This window comes from Mycolicibacterium helvum (assembly GCF_010731895.1).
GTDB lineage: Bacteria > Actinomycetota > Actinomycetes > Mycobacteriales > Mycobacteriaceae > Mycobacterium > Mycobacterium helvum.
On record NZ_AP022596.1, the window covers coordinates 4261378 to 4286611 of the forward strand.

Consider the following 25234-nt stretch of genomic DNA (forward strand, 5'->3'; position numbering starts at 1 on the left):
AATGACCGTCGGAATGACAGGCACGGCCTGCAGTAGTTCTGACTCAGGCAGCAAGTCCTCATCGAGCTCGGCATCGACGACCGCGAGCGCGGCCCCAGTCGCGACGGATCAGCTGCCCGGCCTGGTGCCGACGCCGGAGAACACCCAAGAAACAAAAGGGCCGGACAGCATCGCCAACAATGGAATTCACCTGAACTTCAAAGTCAACGGGTCACCCAGCGACGTGATGACCGCTTTCAAAGCAGCGCTGAAGGACAAGGGCTGGGAGACGACCACCATCGTCACCTCGGTTGGTGCAGGGGGCGGTGGCGCCACCTACACCGGAACCAATGGCAGCGCATACGGCGTGTTCGACGGCGGCGGCTTCAACACCACGACCTTCATCAACGTCTGCACGTGGCCGACAAAGCCCGCCGACCCCAACTGCACGCGCAGCTAAGCGCGCGAGTTCGGTATTGCCGTAGAAGGATTCGTGTGATGCGCCGTGTGATAGCGCTCGTCGTTGCTCTCCTGCTCTTGTTCACCCTTCCTGCCACCCAAGCTCCCGCCAGCCCCGATCCGCCCGGCGCGTTGATGTTCGGTGGGTTGAAACGCACGTATCTGCTGCATGTCCCTGCGGGGCTGGAGCATCCGAAGGCGCTGGTGCTGAATCTGCATGGTGGGAGCCAGACCGGGCGCAAGCAAGCCGCGCTGTCCAACTACAACGCCGTGGCCGACCGGCATGGCTGGATCGTCGCCTATCCCGATGGCATCGACTTCAGCTGGGCTGACGGGCGCGGCGCGTCGACCCCCGACCGGCGCGGCGTGGACGATGTCGGCTTCCTCGCGACGCTGATCGGTCGGCTCACCCGCGACTACGGCATCGCGCCCGGCCGCGTCTTCGTCACGGGGATGTCGGCTGGTGGGTTCATGACGAACCGCCTGGCGTGTGACCGCCCCGATCTGGTAGCCGCCATCGCTCCCGTGGCAAGCACGCTGGGTGCCGACGTGTACTGCAATCCGTCCAAACCTGTTTCAGTGCTTGCGATCCACGGCACCGCCGACTCGGTTGTGCCCTACAACGGCGGTCGGATGGTCGGTCGCGGTGGAGCCAGCAGGGTGGTGGCGGCACACACGATGGCTGATCGGTGGCTCGCCTTCGACCGCTGCCCGCCGGCGGTGCTGGCTCCTATCGCCGGTGGAGAACGTCTCTCCACCACCGGATGCGCCGACGGCACCGAAGTCGCCTTCGTCACCATCGACCGGTGGGGCCACACCTGGCCAACCGGGGCCACGGCGAGGTTCGACGCATCGGAGGCCAGCGCGCAGTTCTTCGCCGCCCACGGTGGTTGACCGGCCGGGTCAGGACCCCGGCGGCAACAGCATTGATTGCCACGTGTTGTCCTGTTTGGTGGGCTCGGCCAGTTTGGACTGGGTGTACTCACGCCCGCTAGGGGCGACGTACTTTCCGGTGGCCGGATCGTATTCAGCGGCGCCTACGAGGGCTGGCGGCGGCGGAGCCGTCGGCATGCCAAGCGGGGGCGGTGGCGTCCCCGGCGGCAGTTGCGGAATGGCCTGACCTGACAGCGTCGCGTTCGGGTCGCCCTTCCAGTTGTAGCCGTCGTTCAGCGGCACGTACTGCTCGCCGCTCTCGCACATCTTCACCGTCGGGGCGCGTTTGCCGGGGACGGTTTCACACGGAATATTGCGCGCTCCACGCACATTGAACGGCGAATCCTGCGGCGTGCGGCAGTACAGGTCACCTGAGGGGCGCTCGGGATAATCGGTGAACGTGGGAACCCGAGCCTGCTGGGTCGGCAAGAATCCGGTGGTGCAGGGCGGCGGAAGGTTGACGTTGAGATTGAACGATAGATACTCGCCCCGATACGCCTGGTTGGTATTGGCATTGGCCAGAAAGGTGCCCTGGCCCTCCGATACCGCGTGCGGCAGCAGCACCAGCAGCTGCTCGATGTCGTTCTGGTAGGTCACCGCCACCTGGCCGAGGCTGGAGAGATTGGCCATGATGATCGGAACCGTGGGTTTCAGCCGATCGATGAGGTGCTTCGCTTCTCCCGAGGTCGCGACGAACCCGCCCTGATCGATGACCCCGGCGACAGCGTCGTTCTCCTTCTGCAGTTCACCGGTCACGGTGGCCACGTGTGATGCCCAGGCCTGGATCGCTGCGGAGGTCTGAACTTGGGAATCGAAAACAGGTTTCGTGTTATCGATCAGATCGATCAGCGGTTCGAGGTTCTTGCGGGCATCGATCGCCAACGCCGTTGAGCCTTTGACGATATCGGACAGCTGTGGTCCGAGACCGCCGACCGCGGTGTAGGCCTCGTCGACGGCCGTCTTGAGGTTCTCCCGCGGAATGGCTTGCAGCCCGGTGTTGGCGGCGTTGAGTAGTGAGTTGATATCCGGGGGCACCGATGTTTCGGACCAGGGGATGACGTCGCCCTCCTTTAGCGGGCGGGAGGTGCCGTTGCGCGGTTTCAGCTCGACGTACTGTTCGCCGATGGCCGACTGGCTGTGCACTTCCGCGCTGAGGTCGGAGGGAATGTCGATACCGGACTTGAGTGAGAGTTGCGCTTGCACACCGGTATCGGTCAGCGTTACCGACTGCACACGGCCCACCTCGACGCCACGGTAGGTGACGTTGCCGGTGCCGTAGAGGCCGCCGGTTTCGGGGAGCTGCATGCTCACGGTGTAGCGGCCGACGCCGAACATTGTGGCCGGCAGCTTGAGGAAGTACAAGCTCATCACTGCGACCGCGGCCAGCGCGATTACGGTGAAGATAGCGAGCTGGACCAGGATTCGCCGGGATAGATGCATATCAGGGCCCCTGGTTGAAGCTGTACGGCACAGCCAAGGGGTTGGCCTTGGTGTACGGGCTGGGGAACTGCCCGATCGTGCGGCCCCATTGCATTTCGAGTTCGGTGAGATTCCCCTCCCAGCGGGTGCCGGTGAACAGGCCCTGGTCGATTCGGCTGAGGGTGAGATCGACGACCGCGGTCATATTGGCATAGTCACCGCGCTGCCACTTCTCGATGGTTTCGTTGGGGAACGGGAACGTCAGGATGAGGCTGAACGCCCGGGTCATGCTGGGCCCGGCGTTGGCCAGTGACTCCAGTACCGGGCCAATGTCCTTGAGCTCCTTGACCAGATTCGCCTTGCTGCCGTCGACGGTGGTGATCACCAGGTTGGAGAACTTGCCCAACTGGTCGGCCGCTTGGGCGAGATTGTCCCGTTCGTTGTTGAGGACGGCCAAAGCCTCGGGGACCGTTTTCAGTGCCCGGTCCAGTACCGGCTGACTGGCGGCGAACGTTCCAGCCAAGGTGTTGAGGCTTTCGGTGGCGGCGATGATGTCGTCGCTCTGGTCGTTGAGATTGGCGGTGAACGTGTCGATCTCGCCGATCAGACTGCGGAGGTCTTGTTCGCGGCCGCGGAATGCGGTGCTGAACGCCTCGGTGATGTCTTGGATCTGACCGAGACCGCCACCGTTGAGCACCGTGGAGACAGCGGCAAGGGTCTGCTCGACGGTGGGATAGGACGCCGAATTGGACAGCGGGATCAGCGATCCCTCGCGCAGCCGCCCTTGTGGGGGTGCGCCGGTGGGTGCGCTGAGTTCGATGTGCTGGGAGCCGAGGATCGAGGTCAACCCGATCTTGGCGGTCGCGTTGGCGGGCAAGACGACATCGCCGTTGAGCCGCATGGTGACGAGCGCGTGCCAGCCTTGGAGTTCGAGCTTGGTGATATGACCGACAGTCGCGTCACCGACCCGAACCCGGGAATTGGGCTGAATGTTGTTGATATCGGGCATTTCTGCCTGAATGGTGAACGCCCCAGGACCGTTGCCTTCGGTGCCGGGCAGCGATAGCGAGTTCAGGCCTTGCCAGTTCTTCAGTCCGCACCCGGAGCACACCACGACGAGCATGAACAGTAGTGCGACTGTTGTCGCGCGACGAGCTGTCACGACCCACCACCGGTCGTCATCATGCCGCTCAGCCCGGCCGCGGGATCGGTCGCCATCACCGGCGTCGGTGGGGGTGCGGTGGCCGGCGGAACGTAGTCCGGTCGCAGCCAGTCCTCGCTGTAGGTCACCTCGTTGGGGCGAGCCTGCGCGCCGACGAGGAAGTCTTCGCCGATCGGCGGGAAGTTGAGCTGCCGGTTCTTGATGATCGGCGCCAGGTATTGCACGCACAGCTTCGAGGATTGCTCGGCGCCCAGTCGGGAGGCGGCCTGAATTGCACCACACAGGAATGAAATCGGATTCGCGAAGTTGTTGACTGCCAGCGCTCCGGTGAACGCGCCGTTGGATGCCTCGTAGATGTTGGCGAAGTTGGCCACCGTGGTCGGCGCGATGTGCAGGGTCTGCTTGATGTCGTCGAGGCTGTCGTTGAGCGCCGTGCTGATCGACGCGAGCTTGTCGGTGGTCGTGCCGATCGTCTCGCCGGTATCGTCGATGAACGTCTTCACGTCTCCGATCACCGAGTTCATCTGGGCGAAGGCGTCACCGATCTTGGTCGGGTCATTCGCCAGGAGGCCGGTCACCGACGCCAGGTTCTCGTTGAGTGCGCCGAGCAGGTCACTGCTGCCGCGTAATGCGGTCACCAGGATCGAGAGGTTCTTGAAGGTGGCGAAGATGTCGCCACTGTGATCACCAAGCACTGACATGGCCTGGGACAGTTTGATGATCGTGTCCCGGATATTGCCGCCCTCACCGCGCAGGTTGTCCGCGGCGGTGTTGATGAACGAACCGAGCGTGCTCATCCCGCCGGGGCCGGTGGGCTTCAGCAGTTCGGTGAGGCGCTGCAGCTGCACGCGCACCTGATCCCATTCGACCGGAACCACGGTGCGGTCGCGGGGGATGACCGCACCGTCATGCATGGCTGGGCCGCCGGTGTAGGCCGGGGTCAACTGAATAGCACGGCCGGTGACCAACATGGGCGACAGGATCGCCGCCTTGGCGTCGGCGGGGACCTTGTACTTACGGTCGAACCAGAACGCGATCTTCACTCCATCGGGCCGAGGTTCGACGCTGGTCACCTGGCCGACGGGCACCCCGAGGATGCGGACGTCGTCGCCGGGGTAAAGCGCCGTGCTGTTGTCGAAGTAGCCGACCACTTCGATGCGCCCGGTCCGGTTGTAGGCGCGCACGGCAAGCAAGGACCCGCCGAGCAGGATCAGCACCAGGACGGCGGCCAACACGGCGCGTGGTTTACCCAGCTTTGTCACTGATGTCCTCCCTGTCCTTCACCGGGTGCGGGTACGAAGAACGGCGCCTGCACCGGATCGGGAACCGATGCGATCCCGGGAGGTGACACCGCCGGTGGGCCCGGCGGAGGTCCACCCGGCGGCGGCGCGGGCAGCGGCTCGCGGTAGGGGTAACGGGGGTCGCCAGGGTTGCCGGTGATCGCGTCCGGAAGGTTCAGGTGCGGCTCACCACCCTGGCCGGTGCGGGGGTACGGCACCGGGAGTGCAGGTGTACCCGGCTGGCCCACTTGAGGATCGGTGCGCTGCGACGGCAGCAGGGTGGCGGGGTCGACGCCGAGATCGGAGAAGGCTGCGTCGATGAACGGCTGCACGAACTGCCCGGGGAACAGGTTGACCAGGTAGGCCTTGAAGAACGGGCCCGATGACACCGACTCGCCCAATGACATGGCGTAGGCGTTGAGGCGCTTGATGGCGTCCTGCACCTTCGTCTTGCGATCGTCGACGATCGTCAGCACCCCGTTGAGTTTCTCCAGCGCGGGCTTCAGCGTTGTGCGGTTCTCGGCGATGAAGGCTTTGAGCTGCTGGGAAACTCCGGAGATATTGCGCCAGATGCGATCCAGCGACTGACTCTGAGCCTGTAGGGCCACCAGCAGGGAGTTGGTCTGCCGCACCAGGGCCACTATCTGATCGGTGCGCTTGGCCAACACGTCGGTGGTCTTGGCGGCATTGGCCAGCAGGTTGCGTAACTGAGCGTCCTGCCTGTTGAGGATGTCAGCGAATCGGGCCACCCCGGCGACCGCGTTGTGCAGATCCGGCGGGGTGTGGGCGAACGTCTGGGCCATCGTCGCAAGCGAATCCGATAGCTGGTCGGTGTTCAGACCACTGATCGTGGTGGTGAGATCGCCAAGAGCATCCGGCAATTGGTACGGCGAGGTGGTGCGATCGAGCGGGATCGAGCCCGATAGCTCCCCGTCGCCGCGGGGGATGACATCGAGCATCTTGGTGCCCAGCAGGCCCTTGGTCTTGATCGCCGCCACCGTACGGTCGCCCAGATGCACGTCGCCGTAGATGCGGAAGGTCACCAGAACTCGCGGTCCGTCGAGTTCGATATCGGATACTTTGCCGACCGGAAGACCCGACACCTCCACCCCGGCACCGCTGAATAACCCACCGGCGTCAGCGAAGTAGGCGGAATAGTTGTGGCCGGGATTGAGGAACGGCAGCTTCTGCCAGTTCAGGGCTGCCATGACGACGCCGGTGACGACGACGGCGCCAACGACACCGAGAACAAGCGGGTTGCGTTCGGAAAAGGCTTTCACTTGGGCGTACACCGCCCGGTGTCTTGGCCGGCTACCTTCACGTAAACCGGTTGCCCGCCTTTGCCATTGATCTTCAGGACCAGGTCGCACAGATAGAAGCTGAAGAAGTCGCCGTAAATGCCCTGGCGGCCCAGTGCGCGGTACTTGTCGGGCAGAGTGTCGATCAGTTTCTCCAGGTACTCATGGTCGGCCACGGCGATCGAGGATGCCCGGTCGGTTTCCTGGACCACCTTCTGGAACGGGCCACGCGCCTGCGTCAGCAGGTCGGCCACCGTCGCGGCGGCCGCATTGGTGCTGGCAAAGGCGTTCGCGATATCGGTGCGGCGGGCATTGAGCCCGTCGACCAAGCCCGACAGATTCGTGACGGCCTTGTCCAGCTGTGCGCTCTGGCTGCCCAGCGAACCCAGGACCGCATTCAAGTTGGTGATCACCTCGCTGATCAACTGGTCGCGGTCAGCAAGGGTGTTGGTGAACACCGCGGCCTGACTCAAGAACGAGCCGATGGTGGCGCCCTGGCCCGAAAGTGCCTGATTGAGCTGGCCGCTGAGCGCATTGACCTGGTCGGAACTCAAGGCCTGGAACAGCGGTTTGAATCCACCGATCACCGAATCCAGATCCAGTGCCGGCGCGGTGCGGTCCACCGGGATGGTCTGGCCTGGCTGCAGGCGCTTGACCCCACCGGTGCCCTCATCGAGGGCGAGGAACCGGCCGCCGATCACGTTGTCGTAGCGGATGATTGCGCGGGTGCCCTCGGTGAGTACCACCGCGTCGTTGGCCGAGAATTCCACCAGGGCCGACGCGTCGCGCTGGATCGCAATGTCTTCGATCTTGCCGACTTCGACCCCGGCGATGCGCACGAAGTCACCGTTCTTCAGGCCAGTGACGTTGGTGAAGACAGCGTAGTAGGTGGTGCCGCCGCCGAATCGGAACTGCGCGAAGACGGCGAGCAGGGCGAAAGTGCCCAACAGGCAGACCGTCAGGAAGATACCGAGGCGCCAGACGGTGCCCTTGAGGTTGTCTTTCACGGTTGGTCTCCTGTTGGTGGCCCCGTTTGCGGTTGTGCTGCAGCGGGATCCGGCGCGGGTGGCACGCCGGGCCAGAGTGGTACGCCGCCGGGGCCGTACCACGCTGCGCCGTAGGGCGGCGTTCCCGGGGGGACGACCGGACCGGGCGCGGGGCCGGGCAGGCATTGGCGAATGCTCGGCGGCTTCGGGCTTCCTCGGGTGACCGGGAACCAGTCGCTCCAGCAGGGGTGGCCGAGTCCGGGGTTCGGCCGCATGTCCAGGCCGGTGCCCCAGCCGGTGTTGGTCACCAGCTGGCGAACCGGGAAATTCTTGGTGGCGTCCGGTAGGGATCCGCAGCCAGGTTTGCCGCCCGGTCCGCCCTTGGCCGCCACGATCGGGAGGTTGTCCGGGTATTGGTAGGGATCGTTGCCCAGGAGCAGGGCGACGTCGTACACCGCGGACTTCCCATCCTTACCACCCCAGGCGTCGTAGCCGCCGTGGTCCAGTGTCCAGGTCGCTCCCTGCAGCCAGCACGTGTAGACCGGGTTGTACTTCATCAGCAATGCAGTCGTGGGCTCCAGGGTGTTGATCGCCTGCACCACCTTGTCACCGCCGGCTTCTAGGAGATCCTGCCCGGATTGGGCGAAGCCGATTGTGTTGAGCAGCAACATGTCCAGGGCTTGTGTGCGATCGGCGATGGTGGTGCTGACTGTGCTTCCGGAGTTGAGGATCGCCACGATATCGGGTGCCGCGGCGGCATAGGTGTCGTTGAAGCTCTTGAACGAACGCCAGTCATCGCGGATCGTGTCGCTGCGATCGTTGAGGGCTTTGAGCACCTGATTGAGGTCGGTGGTGGCCTCGGCCATGCGCGGTCCCTGCCCGCGTACCCCGTCGGCCACAGCGGTCAATACCGCGTTCAGTTTGGCGGGGTCGACCATGTCGAGCAGGTTGACCACATTCTCGAAGACGGTGTTGACCTCGGTGGTGACGTTGGCCGACTTCAGAACCGCGCCGGCCGCCAATCGCTGCGGGCTGGGCTCGGACGGATAGACGAGGTCGACGAACTTGGCGCCGAACGCGGTGGTGGATTTGATCTGGGCGCTGATATTGGCTGGGATGTAACGCATCTGGTCGGGTTCGATCTCCAGGCGCAGGCTGGTGTCGCCTTGGCCGCCGCTGATTCCGCTGACCCGGCCAACCTGGACCCCGCGCATCTTCACCTTCGCGCCGGTTTCCATCACCAGACCGGACCGGTCCGCGGTCAGGGTGACCGGAACGAACGATCGGAACGTGCCCGCGAATGCCGTTGTCGTCACGAAGAAGAATGCGCCGATGGCCACCAGGAGGATGACGGTCCACCATCCGTCGGACAGACGGTTATCACCAGGTCGGTCTTCCATCACTACCCGGCGAGGTTGAAGTTGCCGGATTGGCCGTACACGGCAAGTGAGATCATCACGATCTCGACCGCCGCCACCACCATGGACGTTCGCACCGCACGACCCACCGCTTCGCCCACCCCGGCCGGGCCACCCTTGGCGGTGAACCCGTAATAGGTGTGCACCAACATGATCACGACCGTCATCGCCACCGACTGCATGAACGACCAGATCACGTCGGTCGGATTGAGGAAGGTGTTGAAGTAGTGGTCGTAGACACCGGAGCCCTGCCCGTAGATGGCGACAGTCCCGGTGCGTGCGGCGAGGAAGGCCATCATGACCGCGATGCAGTACAGCGGGATGACCACGATCACCCCGGCCAACACCCGGGTGGCGGCCAGGTAGGTGACCGACCGGATCCCGATAACTTCCAGGGCGTCGATCTCCTCATTGATGCGCATCGCGCCGAGCTGGGCGGTGGCGCCGGCTCCGATGGTCGCCGACAGGGCCACCGAGACAGTCCCCGGCACGATGAGGCGGACATTGAAGAACGCCGACGCGAAACCGGTCAGCGCCTCGAAACCCACTGAGGACAACTGGTTGTAGCCCTGAACGGCGACCAGAGCGCCGGTGGTCATGGTCAAGAAGCCCACGATCGCGACGGTGCCGCCGATGACGGCGAGCGCCCCGGCGCCCAGTCCCATCTGGGCGATCAGCCGCAGAAGTTCCTTGCGGTAGCGGGTCACCGCCTCCGGGATCGCCGCCAGTGTCGAAGCGTAGAACCGGGTTTGGGCGCCGATGCGATTCCAAGCCCCGGCGACACCCTGCAGGCTGTCGGCCAGCCGGGGGTGCAATCGGCTGGGTGTATTGACGCTCACCGAAAGACCCTCACGAGACGGTGAACTGGATACCGACGGCCGTCACGATCACATTGATCGCGAACAGCACCATGAACGTGAACACGACCGTTTCGTTGACGGCGTTGCCGACACCTGCCGGCCCACCGCCGACGGAAATGCCTTTGTAACAGGCGATGAGGCCCGCGGCCAAGCCGAAAAGCGTTGCCTTGGTGAGCGAGACGATGACGTCACCCACGCCGGTCAGCAGGGTCAGGCCGGCGGCGAATGCGCCCGGTGAGACGTGCTGGATATAGACGCAGAAGATGTAGGCGCCGGCCAGGCCGGCCAGGATCACGGTCGCGGAAAGTGCCAGTGCGACAGTGGTCGCCGCGAGGACGCGGGGGACGACCAAGGCCTGGATCGGGTTGATTCCCATCACCCGCAGGGCGTCGAGCTCTTCGCGGATGGTGCGCGCGCCGAGATCGGCGCACATCGCGGTGGCGCCCGCGCCGGACACCACCAGCACCGTCACGATCGGCCCGATCTGGTTGACGGTGCCGATCGCGGCGCCGGTACCGGAGAAGTCGGTGGCCCCGAACTCGCCGAGCAGGATGTTGAACGTGAACACCAGCAGCACCGAGTAGGGCAGCGTCAGCATGAGCGCGGGCAGCACCGACACTCGGGCCACGAACCAGGTCTGCAGCAGGTACTCGCGCCATGCGAACGGCGGCCGGAACATCGCGACCAGGGTGTCCAGAGACATGCCGATGAACCCGCCGAAGGCCCGGACGGGCTTCGCCAACGGGAGCGTGGCGGTCACGATCGGCATGGCGGAACGCTATCGTGAGCGTTGCTACGCCTGCTGCTCCTCGATGGGGGCGAATATCTACCCCCAAAGAGTTAGGGGGAGATGACCTACGTGGCCTGACTCGGGTTTGACCGGCACTACCGCGGCGTTTGTGCGCGGCTTACGATCCTGACCGGGGGTGAACGCCGCAGCCGATTGCCGCGCGCGCCATTGCGGCGGACAACCTCTCGGTTTGCTGAATGCGGTTACCGCGGCAAAGGTGACCGTGCTGGAGCGATCTCGCCTCATAGCAGTGGCGGCAGGTACTCGTCCGGAAGTCGGGATCCAAACCGCTCGTTCAACGGCTGTGAAGGCCCGTCGGTGATGGTTCAATGACCCCTTCGGGATATCCTCACCAATCCCGCGCTGGCCTGGTGGAATACCGAGATTCGGCAGGCATCGCATGTGTATTCTTGTGCGATGGATCACACCGCTGCCGGGTTTTCGGCCGCGGCGCAGACCGCCGATGAAGAACGGCTACGCACAGTCCTTGCCGGGCTTCGCGCCATTGCCGACGTCGACGACCCGCACTGGATACCGCGCCCGGCCGACGCACGGGCAGTCCTCGACGGCGCCTGGTCCGTGCTCGCCGACCTGCTCGATGAACGACCGCACGCGGGGGCCGTATTGAGTCTGCTGCGCAGGCTCACCGTCGCCGACGAGGCCTTGGCCCGGGCAACGGCAGCCCCACGCCAACTCGGCGAGGCACTGGGCCGGCTGGAATCTGCGCCATCGAAGGTGGCGGATCTGGTGCGCCTTGCTCCTCAGCTGACGCGCTACCTCGGCTTCGATCGGGCCATACTCTCGCGGATCGTTGACGGCCTATGGATTTCGCAGGCGGTTTACATAGCCGACGACCCTCGCTGGGCGGATGAAATCAACCAGGTCGGCCAAAGCAGTCCCCAACCGTTGACCCCGGGCCTTCATGAGACGGAGATCGCCCGCCGGCGGGAGGCGATGATCGTCACCGATGTGCAGACCGACGAGCGCGTCCACCGGCCGATAGCTGACGCCTCGCGATCGCAGTCCTACGTTGCGGCTCCGATCGTCTCCGGAAACCGAGTGGTCGGCCTGCTGCACGCCGACTGCTACCTGCAAGGCCGCCAAACTGGCCAAACAGACTGTGAATCGCTGGCCGCCTACGCCAAGGGGCTGCAGGTCGCGCTGAGCAGGGCGCACCTGGCCGAAGGGCTACAAGCCGTCAGCGCCGTGCTGAGAAGTACCGCGAACGACAGTCAGGACAGGGTCGAGGCCGTCGGTGAGTTCTCGTTGGACGAGCCTGCAACCGACGTCGTCGAAGGCCCGGGCATCGCACTGGCGACTCGGGTCACGCGACGGGCGCTTCGTTCGGTGCGAGATGTCCTGACCGCGCGTGAGGTTCAGATTCTCGAGCTGATGGCCGAGGGGCGGAGCAACGCGGCCATTGCCGCCCAGTTGGTCATCTCCGAAGGCACCGTCAAACAACACGTGAAACACATTCTGCGCAAGCTGCGTGCCGTCAACCGTGTGGAGGCGGTGTCGATGCTCTATCAGTCCGACGGTGCGTGAGCGCGAGGGACTGACGAGCGCCGGTCGGCGATTCAGGCCCCCACTTCGAGCGGCAGGCTCAGCACGCCCCGAATGAAGTTGGTTCGCACCAACGTCGGCGTTCCGGTGCTGAAATCGGGCATCTGTGAGTGAAGTTCACCGAACAGCGACTTGAGCATCGTTCGGGCGAGTTGACTGCCGAGGCAGAAGTGGATACCGCCCCCGCCGAAGGCGATGTGGGGATTGCGTTGTCGGGCGAGGTCGAGTTGATTCGGGTTCTCGAAGACCGATTCGTCGCGGTTGCCCGAGGAGTACATCATCACCACCTTGTCGCCCGGCAAGATCTTTTGACCACCAAGCTCGTATTCGGTGACGCACGTGCGACGGAAGTTCTGCACAACTGAGCCCCAGCGCAGGAATTCTTCCACCGCGGTGCCGATCCGCCCTTCGAAGTCTGCCCACAGCCAAGCCCGTTGATCGGGATGGTCGTTGAGTGCCTTTGCGCCGAAACTTGCGGTGTGACGGGTGGTATCGGTTGCAGCGACGGCGAACAGGACCATCGTCGCACCGATCTCGAAGTCGCTGAGGCTCTCGCCGTCGACTTCGGCCTGAACCAGGCTCGTGAGTAGGTCATCAGTCGGGTGTGAGCGCCGTTGGGCGATCAGCTCTTCGGTGAGGTCGTGGATTACCAGCGCGGCCTCGACCTGGACCTCGGCGGGATCGCGGCCGGCAAGAAGAACGGGGTCCGCCCATGCTTGGGTTTCGTCGGCCGCGTGGGAGAACGTCGGCCGCAAATCAGCGGGAATGCCGAACATGTCGCCGAACATCTCAACGGGCAGATGCTTGGAGATGTCTTCGACGAAATCGATTGCGGCGCCATCGGCGGCCTTCGCCGCTGCGGCGGCGACGATTCGCCGTGCACGCGAGGCGATATCGTGCTCGATCCGCTGTATCTGGCGGGCGGTGAATGCCGAACTCACCAGTCGACGCACCTTCTGGTGCTGGGGGCTGTCCATCGCGAGGAAGGACATCGCCATCTCGAGGAACACCGCGGGCAAGGTGTCGAACATGACTCCGTAGCGCGATACGAAGACGTCGGAGTTGTGGCTCACCTCGCTGATGTCCTTGTGCCGCACCACTGCCCAGAAGCCCGGATCGTCGGGGTCGGGTGAGACAGCGGTCTCGATCGGAGGCTGCCAGCTGACTGGCCGATCCTGCCGCAACTCAGCGAAGATCGGTTCGCGCTCGGGCAGGTCGAGATCCCAGAACGCGTCGCTCGAGACATTCAGCGCGTCGAATGATCGGGTGGCGGCGACATCGTTTGTCGGTGCGAGGTCGAGGTCGCTGTCATCGTCGAAGGACAGCTCGGAATCTTCGAACGTGGTCATGGGGATCCTCTCGATAATTAGTGAGCTAGGCTTTCCGAACGATCGCGGAGCCTCGGGTCAGTTCCAGGGGTCGAGCACGATCTTGGTGGCCGCACGGTCTTCGAAGAGGCGGTAGGCGTCGGCCGCCGCCGACAAGCCCATTCGGTGCGAAACGATCTTGCCCGGGTTCAACTTTCCCGCGGCCGACAGTGCTAGCACCTCGTCCATGTACTCGGTGATATGGGCGACGCCCATGTGCAGGGTCACGCCCTTGAGGTACAGCTCACCGAAGGGGATCGAGACGGATTCTTCGGTGTAGACGCCCGGAATGGACAGCGTTCCGCCGGCACGGACCAGCGAGATCGCCGACACCAGTGCGGATTCGTGGCCGACCGCGTCGACGACGACGTCGGCGCCGCGCCAGTTGGTCAGGTCGAGAACCCCGTCGGCTGGATCGCCCTCCGAAGCGTTGAGGGCCACCGCCCCGATGCTTTCGGCTTCCTTGAGCCGGGTGTCGACCTTGTCGATGACGATCACCTGCGCGGCCCCTAGGGCGGTTGCGGCCATCGCGGCGCACAGTCCCACTGGTCCGGCGCCGACGACAGCAACCGTGTCACCGGGACGCATCGCTCGCGCGACTGCCTCGTAACCGGTTGTCATGATGTCTCCCGCGAAGAGGATGTCGTCATCGCTCGCGGTGCTGTCGGGAATGAGACGAGCGGTGAGGTCCGCATTCGGAATCACGACGTATTGAGCTTGGCCACCGTCAAGGTCGCCCAATGCGAGACCGAGACCGAAAATCCGCGCCCCAGCACAATTTCCGGGCTGGTGACGTCGGCATTGGTAGCAGGTGCCGCAACTGACGACGCACGAACTGACCACACGGTCACCGATGTTCATCTGCGTCACCGCGTTGCCGACGGCTTCGACTGTGCCCAGAAACTCGTGGCCCATGATGATGTCTGGCTCGACGTCGAGGCGGCCTTCATATGGGTGCAGGTCGGTGCCACAGATCGCGGTGAGCTCGACCCGCACGAGAATGTCGGTCGGGTTGGCAATCACCGGTTTCGGCACCTCGACGACCTCGACGCGGTGGGGTGCGCGCAGGACCGCGGCCCGCATGGTCTCAGGCACGCGCGTCGTCCTTTTCGGCGATCTTGTCGCGGTACATCGGAAACAGCGGTTTGGTGAGCGGAACAAGCTTGAGGATCTTGTTGACCGGGCCCTTGGCCTTGACCTGTCCCTTCGCCAAGCCGACGGCGAGGTTGTATTCGCCCCGCCAGAATTGGTCTGCGGTATCGCCGCGCATCAGCAGCGTGATGTCGGGCTTGGTGTCGTTGGGGCCGGAAATGACGTGGTAGTCATCGTGAAAAACCATGGTCATCTCGAAGTCGGGATCGGTGTAGATGACCCGCATGACGATCTTGGCCGCTTTGAGTTTCGGCCCCGATTCCGGATGTTCACCAGCTTCGCGGAACACCCCGCCGATGTACTCGTCGAGTTCGTTGGCGTCCTTGAAAAAACCCATGGCGATCGGTGCTCCTGGCTTGATGGTGAGATCCACAACCATGCAAGCACCGTGGAGTCGATTCGATCAGACCCCGCCGGGAGGTATCACTATCCCCGAAGAGATAGGTGGCAAATCTATCGCGGTTACCGCGGCTGACCGCCGGGCAGCCGGACCACCTGGACGAAGAATTCGTCGATCTGGCGGACTGCGCTCATGAACTGATCGAGGTCGACGGGCTTGGTCACGTAGGCGTTCGCATGCAGCTTGTAGCTGCGCAGAATGTCCTCTTCCGCTGACGACGTGGTGAGCACCACCACCGGGATATGGCACAGGTCGTCGTCGGACTTGATCATCTCGAGGAGCTGGCGTCCGTCGTATTTGGGCAGGTTCAGGTCGAGCAGGATCAGGTCGGGTCGTGGTGCGTCGCCGAACTTGCCGCGCCGATAGAGGTAGTCCAGGCCTTCCTCGCCGTCATGCACCACGTGCAGCGTGTTGTTGAGCTTGTTGTGCTCGAACGCCTCCCGGGTGATCAATTCGTCTCCGGGGTCGTCCTCGATGAGCAGGACATCGATCGCGCGACCTTTGTCGGTCATGAAGCGGTTCCTTCCAATTGCGGCTCGTGCGTGGTTGCGGTCATAGCGGGCAGGGTGAACCGAAAGCGGGTGCCGTCGTGATAGGACGTGTCGATCCAGATGGTGCCGCCGTGGTGTTCGACGATCTTTTTGACCAGTGCCAGCCCGATTCCGGTGCCGGTGTAGGCGTCCCGGCCGTGCAGTCGCTGGAAGATCACGAACACTTTGTCGACGAACTCGTCGGCGATACCGATTCCGTTGTCGGAGAACGTCAACACCCACTGGCCTTCCTGCTCGCCCGAGCCGGGCTCGCAGGTGATCGCAATGCGGGGGGCCTGTCCGTCGCGGCGGAACTTGACGGCGTTGCTCACCAGGTTCTGCCACAGCATGATCAGCAGCGTGGGATCACCCAGCACCCGCGGCAACGATTCCGGACGGGTGATCTGCGCGCCGGACTCTTCGATCGCCGTGGACACATTGGCGATGGCTTCGTCCAGTACGGCATCGAGGTTGACTTTGACCTGTGTGGAGTTGAGCCGGCCGACTCGGGAGAACGTCAACAGATCGTTGATCAGGACCTGCATGCGCTTGGCGCCGTCGACGGCGAAATCGATGTACTGGATTCCGCGTTCGTCGAGCTGGTCGCCGTAACGCTTCTCCAGCAGCTGGCAGAACGATGCCACCTTGCGCAGTGGCTCCTGCAGATCGTGGGAGGCGACATAGGCGAACTGCTCGAGCTCGGCATTCGAACGGCGCAGCTCGCCGGCTTGCTCGGCCAGCAGTTCGCGGGCCGACCTGGAGGCTTCGAGTTCATCTACGATGCGTTGCCTCATGTCTTCCACGTCGGCGGCGATCGAGCGAATGTCCTTGGGCCCCTGGGGATCGATCTGCTCGGCGAAGCTCCCGTTGGTGATCCGCCGGCAGGCCGCGGCGAGCGCTTCCAGAGGCCGGGTCACCGCATTGCGAGCCAGGATCGCGATGGCCAAGCCGGTGACCAGGAAGGCCGCGATAATGGCGGCCAGGACCCGATCGCGCCAGGCTTGGGTTGTGTTGAGATTCGCGACCGCGTCTGCCCGCGCAGCGGTCAGGTGTTGGTTCTGGGTCTCGAAAAGCGCTCTCAGGGAATCGAATTGCTTCTTTCCAGCCTCGACATTTGCCGTGCTCACCACGCTGGGCGCTCCGGGCGTGACGCCGGCGATCAGCGGCTGCGCATACTGGCTACGCCACGCGCCCGCGGCTCGTTCGATGGCGTCCAGATCGGCGATCAGCTCGGGGCGGCCGTCGAGGAGCTTCCGAATTGTTTGTGCAGCACTCTGTTCGGTGCGTTGTCCGTCGTAGTACGGCGTTAGGAACTGCGGGTCGGTGGCGATGACGTAGCCGCGCACGGCGGTCTCTTGGTCGGTCAACGCGGCCTGAAGCCGGTAGGCGGCGACGCGGGCGGGCTGGATGTGGTCGACCAGCTGGCGGCTCGTCTCGTCGGTGCGATTGAGCAGCACCGAACCGGTGAATGCGCCGCCGAGCACCAACACGCCCACCACCAACAGCACGAGGTTGAGCCAGCCCCGCACCGTCATGCGAGACAGCCGGGAGCCGGCCACCTCCCTCATTGGCCCGTCCGCTCCACGCGTAGCACCGCGATGTCGTCGCTGATCCCGCCGTGCGACTGGGCGCAGGCCTCGGCGCTTTCGATGAGGGATGCGATGAACTGGGGGCCCGGCAGCGTCGCGATCGAACGAGCCAGTTCCAGCAGGCCGTCCTCGCCCAGACGCTGGTTGCCGATCCCGGAATACCCTTCGAACAGACCGTCGGTCAGCAGCACCAGCCCATGGCCGTCGGGCAGCTCCAACTCGCTCTGCGGCCACTGCTGTGCGCCCAGGCCCAGTGCCGGTCCGGCGGGCGGTTCGAGCCATTCGACAGTGCCCGGGCCATGCAGCAGCATCCCCGGGTGTCCGGCACGGACCGCGGTGAAAACCTGCCCGTCGGGCCACAGCGCCACGCTGAGCACTGTCGCGAAGATGCCAGGCCCGGCTCGCTCGGCCCGCAGGATCTGCTCGAGACGCCGCATCCGCTCGTTGCCGCGAAGTCCCGCGAAGGTGAAGGCGCGCCACGCAATTCGCAACGCCGCGCCTAGCGCCGCTTCGTCGGGGCCGTGCCCGGCCACGTCGCCGACCATGACGTGCACGGTTCCGTCCGGTGTCTGGACCATGTCGTAGAAGTCACCGCCGAGCAGGGCGTTCTCCCGGCTGGGCCGGTACTGGGTGACGATCTCAACGCCGGGGTTCTCGTCGAGCAGCGGTAACGGCAGCAGCGCCCGCTCCAGCCGGGCGTTTTCCTGAGCTCTCGCCTGGCTGGTGTGCAGGTCGACAGTGATCAGCTCGGTGCGCTTGCGTTCGATGGCATACAACAGTGAGCGGTGCAACGTCTCGGGTTCGACGTGTCCCTTGACGTGGTAGTCCTGGGCGCCGGAGGCCATCGCCGAGATGCCGAAGTGTTCGTCGTTGAGGCCGGTGAGCACCACGATCGGCAGCGTGGCATCGAGTTTCGTGACGCGGTCGACAGCCGAGATGCCGTTTGCGTCGGGCAGGTTGAGATCCAGCAGGACGCAATCGGGCCGGTGGATCGACAGTTTCTCTGCGGCAATCGCGAGCGATGACGCCCACTCCACCGTGATCTCGGCGCCGGCCTCGTCGATCAGCTCCTCGACCAGTATGGCGTCGCCCCGATCGTCCTCGATCAACAGCAGCGAAATCGGTCGGTTGCTGGCTCCGGCAAATCCGGCGGGGTTCAGCCCCCGCGGGTCATGGGGTGCGCGCATGGGCCATCCAAATCCTTATGTTCAGATCGGCCGCGCTTTGACCTTGGAATTCCTCAGACAACATACAAACCTTACCGGCTGGAATTATGAGGCCCAACCCGAAGTGCATCAGCGGCGCGCCGAACCGGTCAGCGGCTTGCCGTCGGCGCCCTGCAATAGGCAGATCACCGTACTCGGGTAGGGGTTGTCGGATGTGCGGTCCTGGTCGGAGTCGATCAGGTATGTGGTGGTGTACGTGTCCGCTGCTGGTGCGGCGCCGGTGTACTGCTGAAAGCCGGTCGCGCAGTCGCTGGTGGCGACGCCGGCCAGGGCAGCATTGACCGGGATCGGAGCACGCAGATATGCCTCCGCTCGATGCGGTTGTCCACAGTCGACGACGCTGACCGTGACCACCGCGGGATCGGCCGGCGGTGGGGCGGCCAGACAATCACCGGCTTTCAAGTCCACCCACTTCACCGTCCGGGGCGGCGGGACCAATGCGGCAGCCACCGTGCTGGTTGTGGTCCTCGTGTTTGTGCTCGTCAGCGTGGGCGTGGTGTGGCTGCTCTCGCTGCAGCCTGTCAACGCGATGACCGCAAGTCCGACCACCGCGCACCACCCCGTTTTGCGCATCTCCATGTGTTTACCGGACGTCGTCGGCCGGTGTGGGACGTCTGGTGGAACAGCGGCCGCATCCAGCTCTAAAAGCTGCCGTCGCGATCCCGCACGAACTGCAACAGCGTCGGGTCGGCTGAGGTGAACCGGTCGACCTCTTCGCCACCGTCACAGCGATACAGGCCGACGGTGACCGATTCGGCGTGACGAGCGATCACCGCCCAGTGCGCGCCGGCATCCTCCCACCGTTGCAGCGTCGCCACCGGGTCATCGCTCATGGCGACCATCATGACGCGTGCGATGATGCGCGGTATGCGCCTCGGGTGGCACGCTTTGGGGATCGGTGCCGGCGCCGAGTCCGCGGTGATCAAGGCGGTGGCTGTCGCCGCCGGAGGACCCGGCGCAGGCCGGTGATTGGGTAGCCGAACTCGCCACGGGTTGGCAGTAAGGAGACGTGGTGGCGCACTGGACGGCGGTCGCGGTGGCGGCGTTGTTCGTCTGGCTGGGCATGGTGCTGGCGATCTCCTTCCTCGAGGCGCCGCTGAAGTTCCGCGCTCCCGGTGTCACTATCGCGCTCGGGTTGGGAATCGGCCGACTCGTCTTCCGTGCGCTCAACACCTGCGAAGCCGTGCTGGCGGCGGTCATCGTCGTCGCCTTGGTGATTGGCACACCCAGCACCGGTGTCGTCGCGGCGGTCCTGGTGGCCGTCGCTGCACTGTTGATCCAGTTGATCGCTGTGCGCCCGGCGTTGACACGGCGCTCCGATGCGGTGCTCGCCGACGCGCGCCAGGGCGAGGCGGGGCGATCACAGGCGCACTACGCCTACGTCGTCGTCGAAGTTGTCAAGGTGGTGGCGCTGCTCGTGGGTGGCGTTCTGCTGCTTAATTTTTGAGAACTGGAGGATGTTATGGAATCGGTTTCGCTGTCCCAGCTCGCCGATGAACAGCTTGCCAAGGCCCGCTCGTCGAACAGTGGCCGCGCAGCACACACCGTGCATGGTGGTCACGATCACCAGCTGCGCCAGACGTTGATCGCCTTGGCCGGTGGTCGGGACCTTAGCGACCACCACAGCCCGGGGGAGACCACGCTGCAGGTGCTGCGCGGCAATGTCCGCCTGACCACCGCTGACGATGCCTGGGAGGGTCGCGAAGGTGATCTGCTGGTGGTGCCGCGGGAACGGCACGGCCTGCACGCGGTCGACGACTCGGTGATCCTGCTGACGGTCCTTGCCGACAGCTGATCACTTAGTACCGATAGTCAGCCAGATCGGTTCCGCCCGCGCGCACGTCGCCGTCGAGCATCAGCTGGGCGGGCACCATCTCGGAGGTGACCAGCCCGTGGCGGCCGGTCACTTCGTCGATGATGTCGAAGGACTGCGCAATGACATCGGGGGTGTCGACGACGATGGTGGTCACCGGCACCTGGCGCCCGTATTGAATCAGCTTGTCGCCGTGCGGTTTATGGTCACCGTGGAAGCCCCAGATGCCGCGCAGCACGGTGGCGCCGCTGACCGTCTGCGACTCCCACAACCGCCGTACCAGTGCGCGGTGGATGGGCGCCCCGTCGTGGTGCGTCGATTCGTCGGTATGGATTGTCAGCTTCTGGCGCAGTTCGCGGCCGTGCGCGTCCACGGCGGGCAGCGCGGGCGGGCGCACCAGCAGCTGGCCGTCGCGCTTGCACACCTGAACGCGCTCCACCGTCACCAGCGGCTCGTTCATCATCGCTTCGAGTTCGGGCACCGCGCGGTGTGCCTGCTCGGCGGTGCCGATCGCGATGATCATGATCGGCACGTCGACATTGCTGCTGAAGAAGCGGGCACGACGCCGTCGACCGTGTGCGGTGCCGTCCACGCCGAGGAACACCGTCGCTCCTGCGAACTCGTGACGGTGCAATAGATCGCACACTGCGTAGAAGGCGGCTGCGCCGTTGATCCGGCGCCGGCGGCCGACGTAGATGGTGAGTTTGACCGCGTCGTTGCCCTCGGGCACCCCATCGCGGTAGAGCCGGGCCCGTTCCAGGGTGATCAAGCCGTGGGTGGTGATGCCGACGACGTCGTCGATCAGTCCGCCGATCGTTGCCGCGGTGTCGACGGCGGCGATCGCGATCGGCGGATCCTCGGACAGTGTCAGGGACTGATCGCTGCGGATGACGTGGCGCGGGCCAAAGCTGGCGATGCCGCGCAGCATCACACTGTTGGCCACCTCGTGTTGGGCATAGAGGTCGAGCATCGCCTCGGCCAGGAAGCGGGACCCGTCGCGCTGGCGCTCACCGAAGAATGCGGTCAACTTCAGGTATGTGTCGTTCACAGCAGGCTCGCAATCCATTGGCCGAGCATCGCGGCGGCGACGCCAAGGACGACACTGACGACGAGATTGGTCACCGCGGGCCAGATCTGGCGCTCCTCGGTCAGCCGCTGCGTTTCCAGCATCCAGGTCGAGAAGGTGGTGTAGGCGCCGACGAAGGCGGTGCCGGCCAACAGTGCGGCATGGTGGCTCAACGTCAGACCGCTGACGAACCCGAGCAGCACCGCGCCACTGATGTTGACGGCCAGGGTGCCGAACGGGAAGGACCGCGCGACCCGGCGGGCTACCGCCCGGTCGACCATGTAACGGGCCACCGACCCCAGCCCGCCGATGATCATCACGCCGGCCCACACCGCAAGGGTCATGCGCGGATCCTGACTCGGCGCACCAGCGCCGTCGCCACGTACACCGCCAGCAGACCCGCGGCGACGCTGACCACGGTGTAAGCGGCCGCCAGTTCGTAGTGGTGGTGCTCGATCATCTTCAGCGTCTCGACCTGCATGGTGGAGAACGTCGTCAGCCCGCCGCACAACCCGGTACCCAGCAGGGGGCGGCGGTAGCTTGACAGCGGCAGACGTTCGAGCAGGCGGGTGGTGAAGTAACCCAGCAGGAACGCGCCCACGATGTTGACGCCGAAGGTCGCCCATGGCCAGCGTGCGGGGTCGTCGGCGAACACCGTCGCCAGGACCGCGCGCGCGAGGGTTCCCACCGCACCGCCGACGAACACGGCCGCCAGTTCCCGGTTGTCGTGGCCGAACATGGGCTACCCCCTGAACCGTGGATGAATCCGCGAGCAAGTATCGCCCCTAGGAAGGCAGAATTGGCACCATGGCGGCTAACCCCCGCGCCGGCAAGCCGGCGCTCCCCGAAGACCTCGTCGATCTGCCCCATCTGGTCACCGCGTATTACGCGGTGAAACCCGACCCCGACAACATCGACCAGCAGGTGGTGTTCGGTACGTCGGGGCACCGCGGCTCCAGCCTGGACGGGGCGTTCAACGAGGCGCACATCCTGGCCACCACTCAAGCGATTGTCGAGTACCGGGCTGCGCAGGGCACCACCGGACCGCTGTTCATCGGCCGTGACACCCACGGGCTCTCCGAGCCGGCCTGGGTGTCGGCGCTGGAGGTGCTGGCCGCCAATGATGTTGTGGCCATGATTGATTCGGCTGATCGTTACACCCCGACCCCGGCGGTCAGCCACGCCATCCTCGCGTTCAACCGAGGGCTGACGGTCGGTCTGGCCGACGGTATTGTCGTCACTCCGTCGCACAATCCGCCGCGCGATGGTGGGTTCAAGTACAACCCGCCCAATGGCGGCCCGGCAGATACCGATGCCACCGGCGTGATAGCCAAGCGCGCCAACGAAATCCTGCGCGACGGGCTCAGGGGGGTAAAGCGGGTGCCCCTGGCGCGCGCCCTCTCGCGTGCCCAGCGTCATGACTACCTCGACGCCTACATCTCGGATCTGCCCAACGTCGTCGACATCCACGCCATCCGGGCCGAGAAGATCCGCATCGGTGCCGACCCGCTGGGTGGGGCCAGTGTCGACTACTGGGGCGCGATCGCCGAACGGCACGACCTCGACCTCACGGTGGTCAACCCGCTGGTCGACGCGACGTGGCGGTTCATGACGCTGGACACCGACGGCAAGATCCGGATGGACTGCAGCTCACCGAACGCGATGGCGTCGCTGATCGCCAACCGTGACTCGTATCAGATCGCCACCGGTAACGACGCCGACTCCGACCGGCACGGCATCGTGACCCCCGACGCCGGGCTGATGAACCCCAACCACTACCTGGCGGTCGCGATCGACTACCTGTACTCGCATCGGCCGGATTGGCCGGCCAGTGTGGCGGTCGGCAAGACGGCTGTCAGTTCGTCGATCATCGACCGGGTGGTGGCCGGTCTGGGCCGCAAACTCATCGAGGTGCCGGTCGGCTTCAAATGGTTCGTCGACGGATTGATCGGCGGCACAATCGGTTTCGGTGGTGAAGAGTCGGCCGGTGCGTCGTTCCTGCGCCGCGACGGCTCGGTCTGGACCACCGATAAGGACGGGATCATCATGGCCCTGTTGGCCTCGGAGATCCTGGCGGTCACGGGATCGTCGCCCTCGCAGCGTTATGCCGAGCTGGCGGCCAAGTACGGGGCGCCGGTCTATGCCCGCGTCGATGCCCCGGCCAACCGCGAGCAGAAGGCGCGGCTGGCCAAGCTGTCCCCGGAGCAGGTCACTGCCACCGAGTTGGCGGGCGAGCCGATCACCGCGAAGCTGACCGCCGCGCCGGGTAACGGCGCACCGCTGGGCGGGCTGAAAGTGACCACCGCCGACGGCTGGTTCGCCGCGCGGCCGTCGGGCACCGAGGACGTCTACAAGATCTACGCCGAGTCGTTCAAGGGCCCCGAGCATCTGGCGGAGGTGCAGCAAGCCGCCCGTGAGGTGGTGAATACAGTCATCTCGTGAGTTCTGTCGCGGAGGGTGACTGTCCCTCGCAAGCGCAGGCCAAGCTTCCGCGGGAAGTCTGGGTTCTGATCGCGGCCAACGCGGTCATCGCCCTCGGCTACGGCGTGGTGGCGCCGGTGCTGCCGCAGTTCGCGCGCAACTTCGGGGTCAGCATCAGCGCCGCGACGTTCGTCGTCACCGCCTTCGCGGTGATGCGGCTGTGCTTCGCCCCGGCGTCGGGCATGTTGGTGCAGCGGCTGGGGGAGCGGCGCATCTATGTCAGCGGCCTGATCATCGTCGCGTTGTCGACGGGGGCCTGCGCGTTCGCCCATACCTACTGGCAGCTGCTGGTGTTCCGGTCGCTGGGCGGGATCGGCTCGACGATGTTCTTCGTCTCGGCGCTGGGGCTGATGATCCGGATCAGTCCGAACGACGCCCGCGGTCGGGTGGCGGGCATGTTCTCCAGCGCGTTTCTGGTCGGCTCGGTGGCCGGCCCGCTGATGGGCAGCCTGACCGCCGGGCTCGGCCTGGCCGCGCCGTTCCTCATCTACGGCGTGGCGTTGCTGATTGCCGCGGCGGTGGTGTTCATCAGCCTGCGGCATTCTCATCTGGCGGCGCCCGCTCCGGCCGACGAGCTGACCGTGACGCTGCGGGTGGCGCTGCGCCATCGGGCCTATCGGGCGGCGCTGCTGTCCAACTTCGCCACCGGATGGTCGGCGTTTGGGCTTCGGGTCGCGCTGGTTCCGCTGTTCGTCACCGAGGCTTTGCACCGCGGGCCTGGGGTCGCGGGTGCCGCGCTGGCGACGTTCGCGGCCGGCAACGTCGCGGCGGTGATTCCGTCGGGGCGGCTGTCTGACCGGACGGGGCGGCGGCCGCTGCTGATTGCCGGCCTGGCGGCTTCCGGGCTGACGACCGCGGTGGTCGGGGCGGCGACGTCACTGCCGGTTTTCCTGGTGGGTGCGTTCATCGCCGGAGCGGGTACCGGGGTGTTCACCGCGCCGCAGCAGGCAGCGGTGGCCGACATCATCGGTAAGGCCCGCGGCGGGACGGCGGTGGCGACGTTCCAGATGATGTCGGATCTGGGGTCGATCGTGGGGTCGCTCGGGGTCGGTGAGATCGCCCAGCACTTGTCGTTCGAGACGGCGTTCGCGATGAGCGGCGCGATCCTGGTCCTGGCCTCGATCGGGTGGCTGCTGGCGCCGGAAACGCGCGATGCCCCGCCGTTGGAACACACCCCGGCCCGGCCACTGGGCCCGGAGGCCGCCGGCGAGCTACCCTGACCAGCGATTTTGAAGCGCGCCCGCCGGTGGTGTAACTTCGGTGAGCACGCTTGGGGCTATGGCGCAGTTGGTAGCGCACCACACTGGCAGTGTGGGGGTCAGGGGTTCGAATCCCCTTAGCTCCACTTTTGGAAAACCCGCTCCGACTTAGGTCGGGGCGGGTTTCTTGGTTTTGCTGTCGGGCTCAGGCTGGTCGACGGTTTGACGACAACCGTGGTCTTCTTGATGAACTGCGTGATCGTG

At 65.2% G+C, this 25234-nt stretch carries 27 protein-coding genes and 1 tRNA gene; 9 read left to right on the forward strand and 19 right to left on the reverse strand.

Going from position 1 to position 25234, the window contains the following annotated elements; genetic code table 11:
* Positions 1 to 124 precede the first annotated feature (124 nt).
* Together G6N38_RS19995 and G6N38_RS20000 are read left to right on the forward strand one after the other, a co-directional pair.
* A complete protein-coding gene (locus G6N38_RS19995; protein WP_246227339.1) occupies positions 125 to 439 on the forward strand; it encodes a hypothetical protein in 315 nt (104 codons plus the stop codon).
* 38 nt (positions 440 to 477) lie between these two features.
* Positions 478 to 1332, forward strand: a complete 855-nt coding sequence (locus tag G6N38_RS20000; protein WP_163749789.1) for an extracellular catalytic domain type 1 short-chain-length polyhydroxyalkanoate depolymerase — start codon at positions 478 to 480, stop codon at positions 1330 to 1332.
* A gap of 9 nt (positions 1333 to 1341) precedes the next feature.
* Here G6N38_RS20000 and G6N38_RS20005 read toward each other — a convergent pair whose 3' ends face one another.
* The 8 genes from G6N38_RS20005 to G6N38_RS20040 are packed head-to-tail and all read right to left on the reverse strand — an operon-like array spanning position 1342 to position 10563.
* Complete coding sequence (locus tag G6N38_RS20005) at positions 1342 to 2811, reverse strand: MCE family protein (protein WP_163749790.1); 1470 nt, start codon at positions 2809 to 2811, stop codon at positions 1342 to 1344.
* 1 nt (position 2812) lies between these two features.
* Positions 2813 to 3913, reverse strand: coding sequence for a virulence factor Mce family protein (locus tag G6N38_RS20010; RefSeq protein WP_163752133.1), 1101 nt, complete (start codon positions 3911 to 3913; stop codon positions 2813 to 2815).
* Positions 3914 to 3948: 35 nt separating this feature from the next.
* The gene (locus G6N38_RS20015) at positions 3949 to 5214 is read right to left on the reverse strand and encodes an MCE family protein (RefSeq protein ID WP_163749791.1); all 1266 of its coding nucleotides are present in this window, start codon (positions 5212 to 5214) and stop codon (positions 3949 to 3951) included.
* A complete protein-coding gene (locus G6N38_RS20020; protein ID WP_163749792.1) occupies positions 5211 to 6512 on the reverse strand; it encodes an MCE family protein in 1302 nt (433 codons plus the stop codon). The genes G6N38_RS20015 and G6N38_RS20020 overlap by 4 nt, the downstream gene beginning before the upstream one ends.
* Positions 6509 to 7537, reverse strand: coding sequence for an MCE family protein (locus G6N38_RS20025; RefSeq protein WP_163749793.1), 1029 nt, complete (start codon positions 7535 to 7537; stop codon positions 6509 to 6511). The genes G6N38_RS20020 and G6N38_RS20025 overlap by 4 nt, the downstream gene beginning before the upstream one ends.
* Positions 7534 to 8916 (reverse strand): MCE family protein, encoded by a 1383-nt coding sequence (locus G6N38_RS20030; RefSeq protein WP_163749794.1) that lies wholly within the window; start codon positions 8914 to 8916, stop codon positions 7534 to 7536. Before G6N38_RS20030 ends, G6N38_RS20025 begins: the two co-directional genes overlap by 4 nt.
* A gap of 2 nt (positions 8917 to 8918) precedes the next feature.
* Positions 8919 to 9773: an ABC transporter permease gene (locus G6N38_RS20035; protein WP_163749795.1), complete on the reverse strand. Its 855-nt coding sequence runs from the start codon at positions 9771 to 9773 to the stop codon at positions 8919 to 8921.
* Between the two features lie 10 nt (positions 9774 to 9783).
* Entirely contained in the window at positions 9784 to 10563 is a 780-nt protein-coding gene (locus G6N38_RS20040; protein WP_163749796.1) for an MlaE family ABC transporter permease, read from the reverse strand.
* A 438-nt stretch (positions 10564 to 11001) separates the two neighbouring features.
* On the opposite strand from G6N38_RS20040, the gene G6N38_RS20045 reads away from it, so the two are divergent.
* Entirely contained in the window at positions 11002 to 12129 is a 1128-nt protein-coding gene (locus G6N38_RS20045; protein WP_163749797.1) for a LuxR C-terminal-related transcriptional regulator, read from the forward strand.
* 32 nt (positions 12130 to 12161) lie between these two features.
* Here G6N38_RS20045 and G6N38_RS20050 read toward each other — a convergent pair whose 3' ends face one another.
* From G6N38_RS20050 to G6N38_RS20085, 8 genes are all read right to left on the reverse strand, one after another.
* Positions 12162 to 13496, reverse strand: coding sequence for a cytochrome P450 (locus G6N38_RS20050; protein WP_163749798.1), 1335 nt, complete (start codon positions 13494 to 13496; stop codon positions 12162 to 12164).
* Positions 13497 to 13553: 57 nt separating this feature from the next.
* Positions 13554 to 14609, reverse strand: coding sequence for an alcohol dehydrogenase catalytic domain-containing protein (locus tag G6N38_RS20055; RefSeq protein WP_246227340.1), 1056 nt, complete (start codon positions 14607 to 14609; stop codon positions 13554 to 13556).
* The gene (locus tag G6N38_RS20060) at positions 14602 to 15003 is read right to left on the reverse strand and encodes an SCP2 sterol-binding domain-containing protein (RefSeq protein ID WP_163752135.1); all 402 of its coding nucleotides are present in this window, start codon (positions 15001 to 15003) and stop codon (positions 14602 to 14604) included. The genes G6N38_RS20055 and G6N38_RS20060 overlap by 8 nt, the downstream gene beginning before the upstream one ends.
* 125 nt (positions 15004 to 15128) lie before the next feature.
* Positions 15129 to 15578, reverse strand: a complete 450-nt coding sequence (locus tag G6N38_RS20065) for a response regulator (RefSeq protein ID WP_163749799.1) — start codon at positions 15576 to 15578, stop codon at positions 15129 to 15131.
* Positions 15575 to 17164, reverse strand: coding sequence for a sensor histidine kinase (locus tag G6N38_RS20070; protein ID WP_163749800.1), 1590 nt, complete (start codon positions 17162 to 17164; stop codon positions 15575 to 15577). Before G6N38_RS20070 ends, G6N38_RS20065 begins: the two co-directional genes overlap by 4 nt.
* Complete coding sequence (locus G6N38_RS20075) at positions 17161 to 18372, reverse strand: PP2C family protein-serine/threonine phosphatase (RefSeq protein ID WP_163749801.1); 1212 nt, start codon at positions 18370 to 18372, stop codon at positions 17161 to 17163. Before G6N38_RS20075 ends, G6N38_RS20070 begins: the two co-directional genes overlap by 4 nt.
* Before the next feature lie 108 nt (positions 18373 to 18480).
* Entirely contained in the window at positions 18481 to 18984 is a 504-nt protein-coding gene (locus G6N38_RS20080; RefSeq protein WP_179968582.1) for a hypothetical protein, read from the reverse strand.
* A gap of 68 nt (positions 18985 to 19052) precedes the next feature.
* Positions 19053 to 19244: a hypothetical protein gene (locus tag G6N38_RS20085; RefSeq protein ID WP_163749802.1), complete on the reverse strand. Its 192-nt coding sequence runs from the start codon at positions 19242 to 19244 to the stop codon at positions 19053 to 19055.
* 10 nt (positions 19245 to 19254) lie between these two features.
* Here G6N38_RS20085 and G6N38_RS31030 point away from each other — a divergent pair, with 10 nt between their 5' ends.
* From G6N38_RS31030 to G6N38_RS20095, 3 genes are all read left to right on the forward strand, one after another.
* Positions 19255 to 19380 carry a hypothetical protein gene (locus G6N38_RS31030; RefSeq protein WP_281357816.1) on the forward strand — a complete coding sequence of 42 codons (126 nt, stop codon included), beginning with the start codon at positions 19255 to 19257 and terminating at the stop codon, positions 19378 to 19380.
* Between the two features lie 94 nt (positions 19381 to 19474).
* Complete coding sequence (locus G6N38_RS20090) at positions 19475 to 19858, forward strand: hypothetical protein (protein ID WP_407663003.1); 384 nt, start codon at positions 19475 to 19477, stop codon at positions 19856 to 19858.
* A 15-nt stretch (positions 19859 to 19873) separates the two neighbouring features.
* On the forward strand, positions 19874 to 20206 hold the full coding sequence (locus tag G6N38_RS20095) for a cupin domain-containing protein (RefSeq protein WP_163749804.1): 333 nt from the start codon (positions 19874 to 19876) through the stop codon (positions 20204 to 20206).
* 4 nt (positions 20207 to 20210) lie between these two features.
* On the opposite strand, the gene G6N38_RS20100 is transcribed toward G6N38_RS20095, so the two are convergent.
* Genes G6N38_RS20100 through crcB (G6N38_RS20110) form a run of 3 tightly spaced genes read right to left on the reverse strand, consistent with a single transcriptional unit; the run spans position 20211 to position 22029 of the window.
* The gene (locus G6N38_RS20100) at positions 20211 to 21272 is read right to left on the reverse strand and encodes a putative PII-like signaling protein (RefSeq protein ID WP_179968415.1); all 1062 of its coding nucleotides are present in this window, start codon (positions 21270 to 21272) and stop codon (positions 20211 to 20213) included.
* A complete protein-coding gene (crcB, locus tag G6N38_RS20105; protein WP_163749806.1) occupies positions 21269 to 21634 on the reverse strand; it encodes a fluoride efflux transporter CrcB in 366 nt (121 codons plus the stop codon). Before crcB (G6N38_RS20105) ends, G6N38_RS20100 begins: the two co-directional genes overlap by 4 nt.
* On the reverse strand, positions 21631 to 22029 hold the full coding sequence (crcB, locus tag G6N38_RS20110) for a fluoride efflux transporter CrcB (protein ID WP_163749807.1): 399 nt from the start codon (positions 22027 to 22029) through the stop codon (positions 21631 to 21633). Before crcB (G6N38_RS20110) ends, crcB (G6N38_RS20105) begins: the two co-directional genes overlap by 4 nt.
* A gap of 68 nt (positions 22030 to 22097) precedes the next feature.
* Between crcB (G6N38_RS20110) and pgm the strand changes: the two genes are divergently transcribed.
* The 3 genes from pgm to G6N38_RS20125 all read left to right on the forward strand — a co-directional run bounded on the left by pgm (position 22098) and on the right by G6N38_RS20125 (position 25116).
* Positions 22098 to 23732: a phosphoglucomutase (alpha-D-glucose-1,6-bisphosphate-dependent) gene (gene pgm / locus G6N38_RS20115; RefSeq protein WP_163749808.1), complete on the forward strand. Its 1635-nt coding sequence runs from the start codon at positions 22098 to 22100 to the stop codon at positions 23730 to 23732.
* On the forward strand, positions 23729 to 24991 hold the full coding sequence (locus G6N38_RS20120; protein WP_163749809.1) for an MFS transporter: 1263 nt from the start codon (positions 23729 to 23731) through the stop codon (positions 24989 to 24991). The genes pgm and G6N38_RS20120 overlap by 4 nt, the downstream gene beginning before the upstream one ends.
* Positions 24992 to 25043: 52 nt before the next feature.
* Positions 25044 to 25116: transfer RNA gene (locus tag G6N38_RS20125), tRNA-Ala, on the forward strand.
* Positions 25117 to 25234 lie beyond the last annotated feature (118 nt).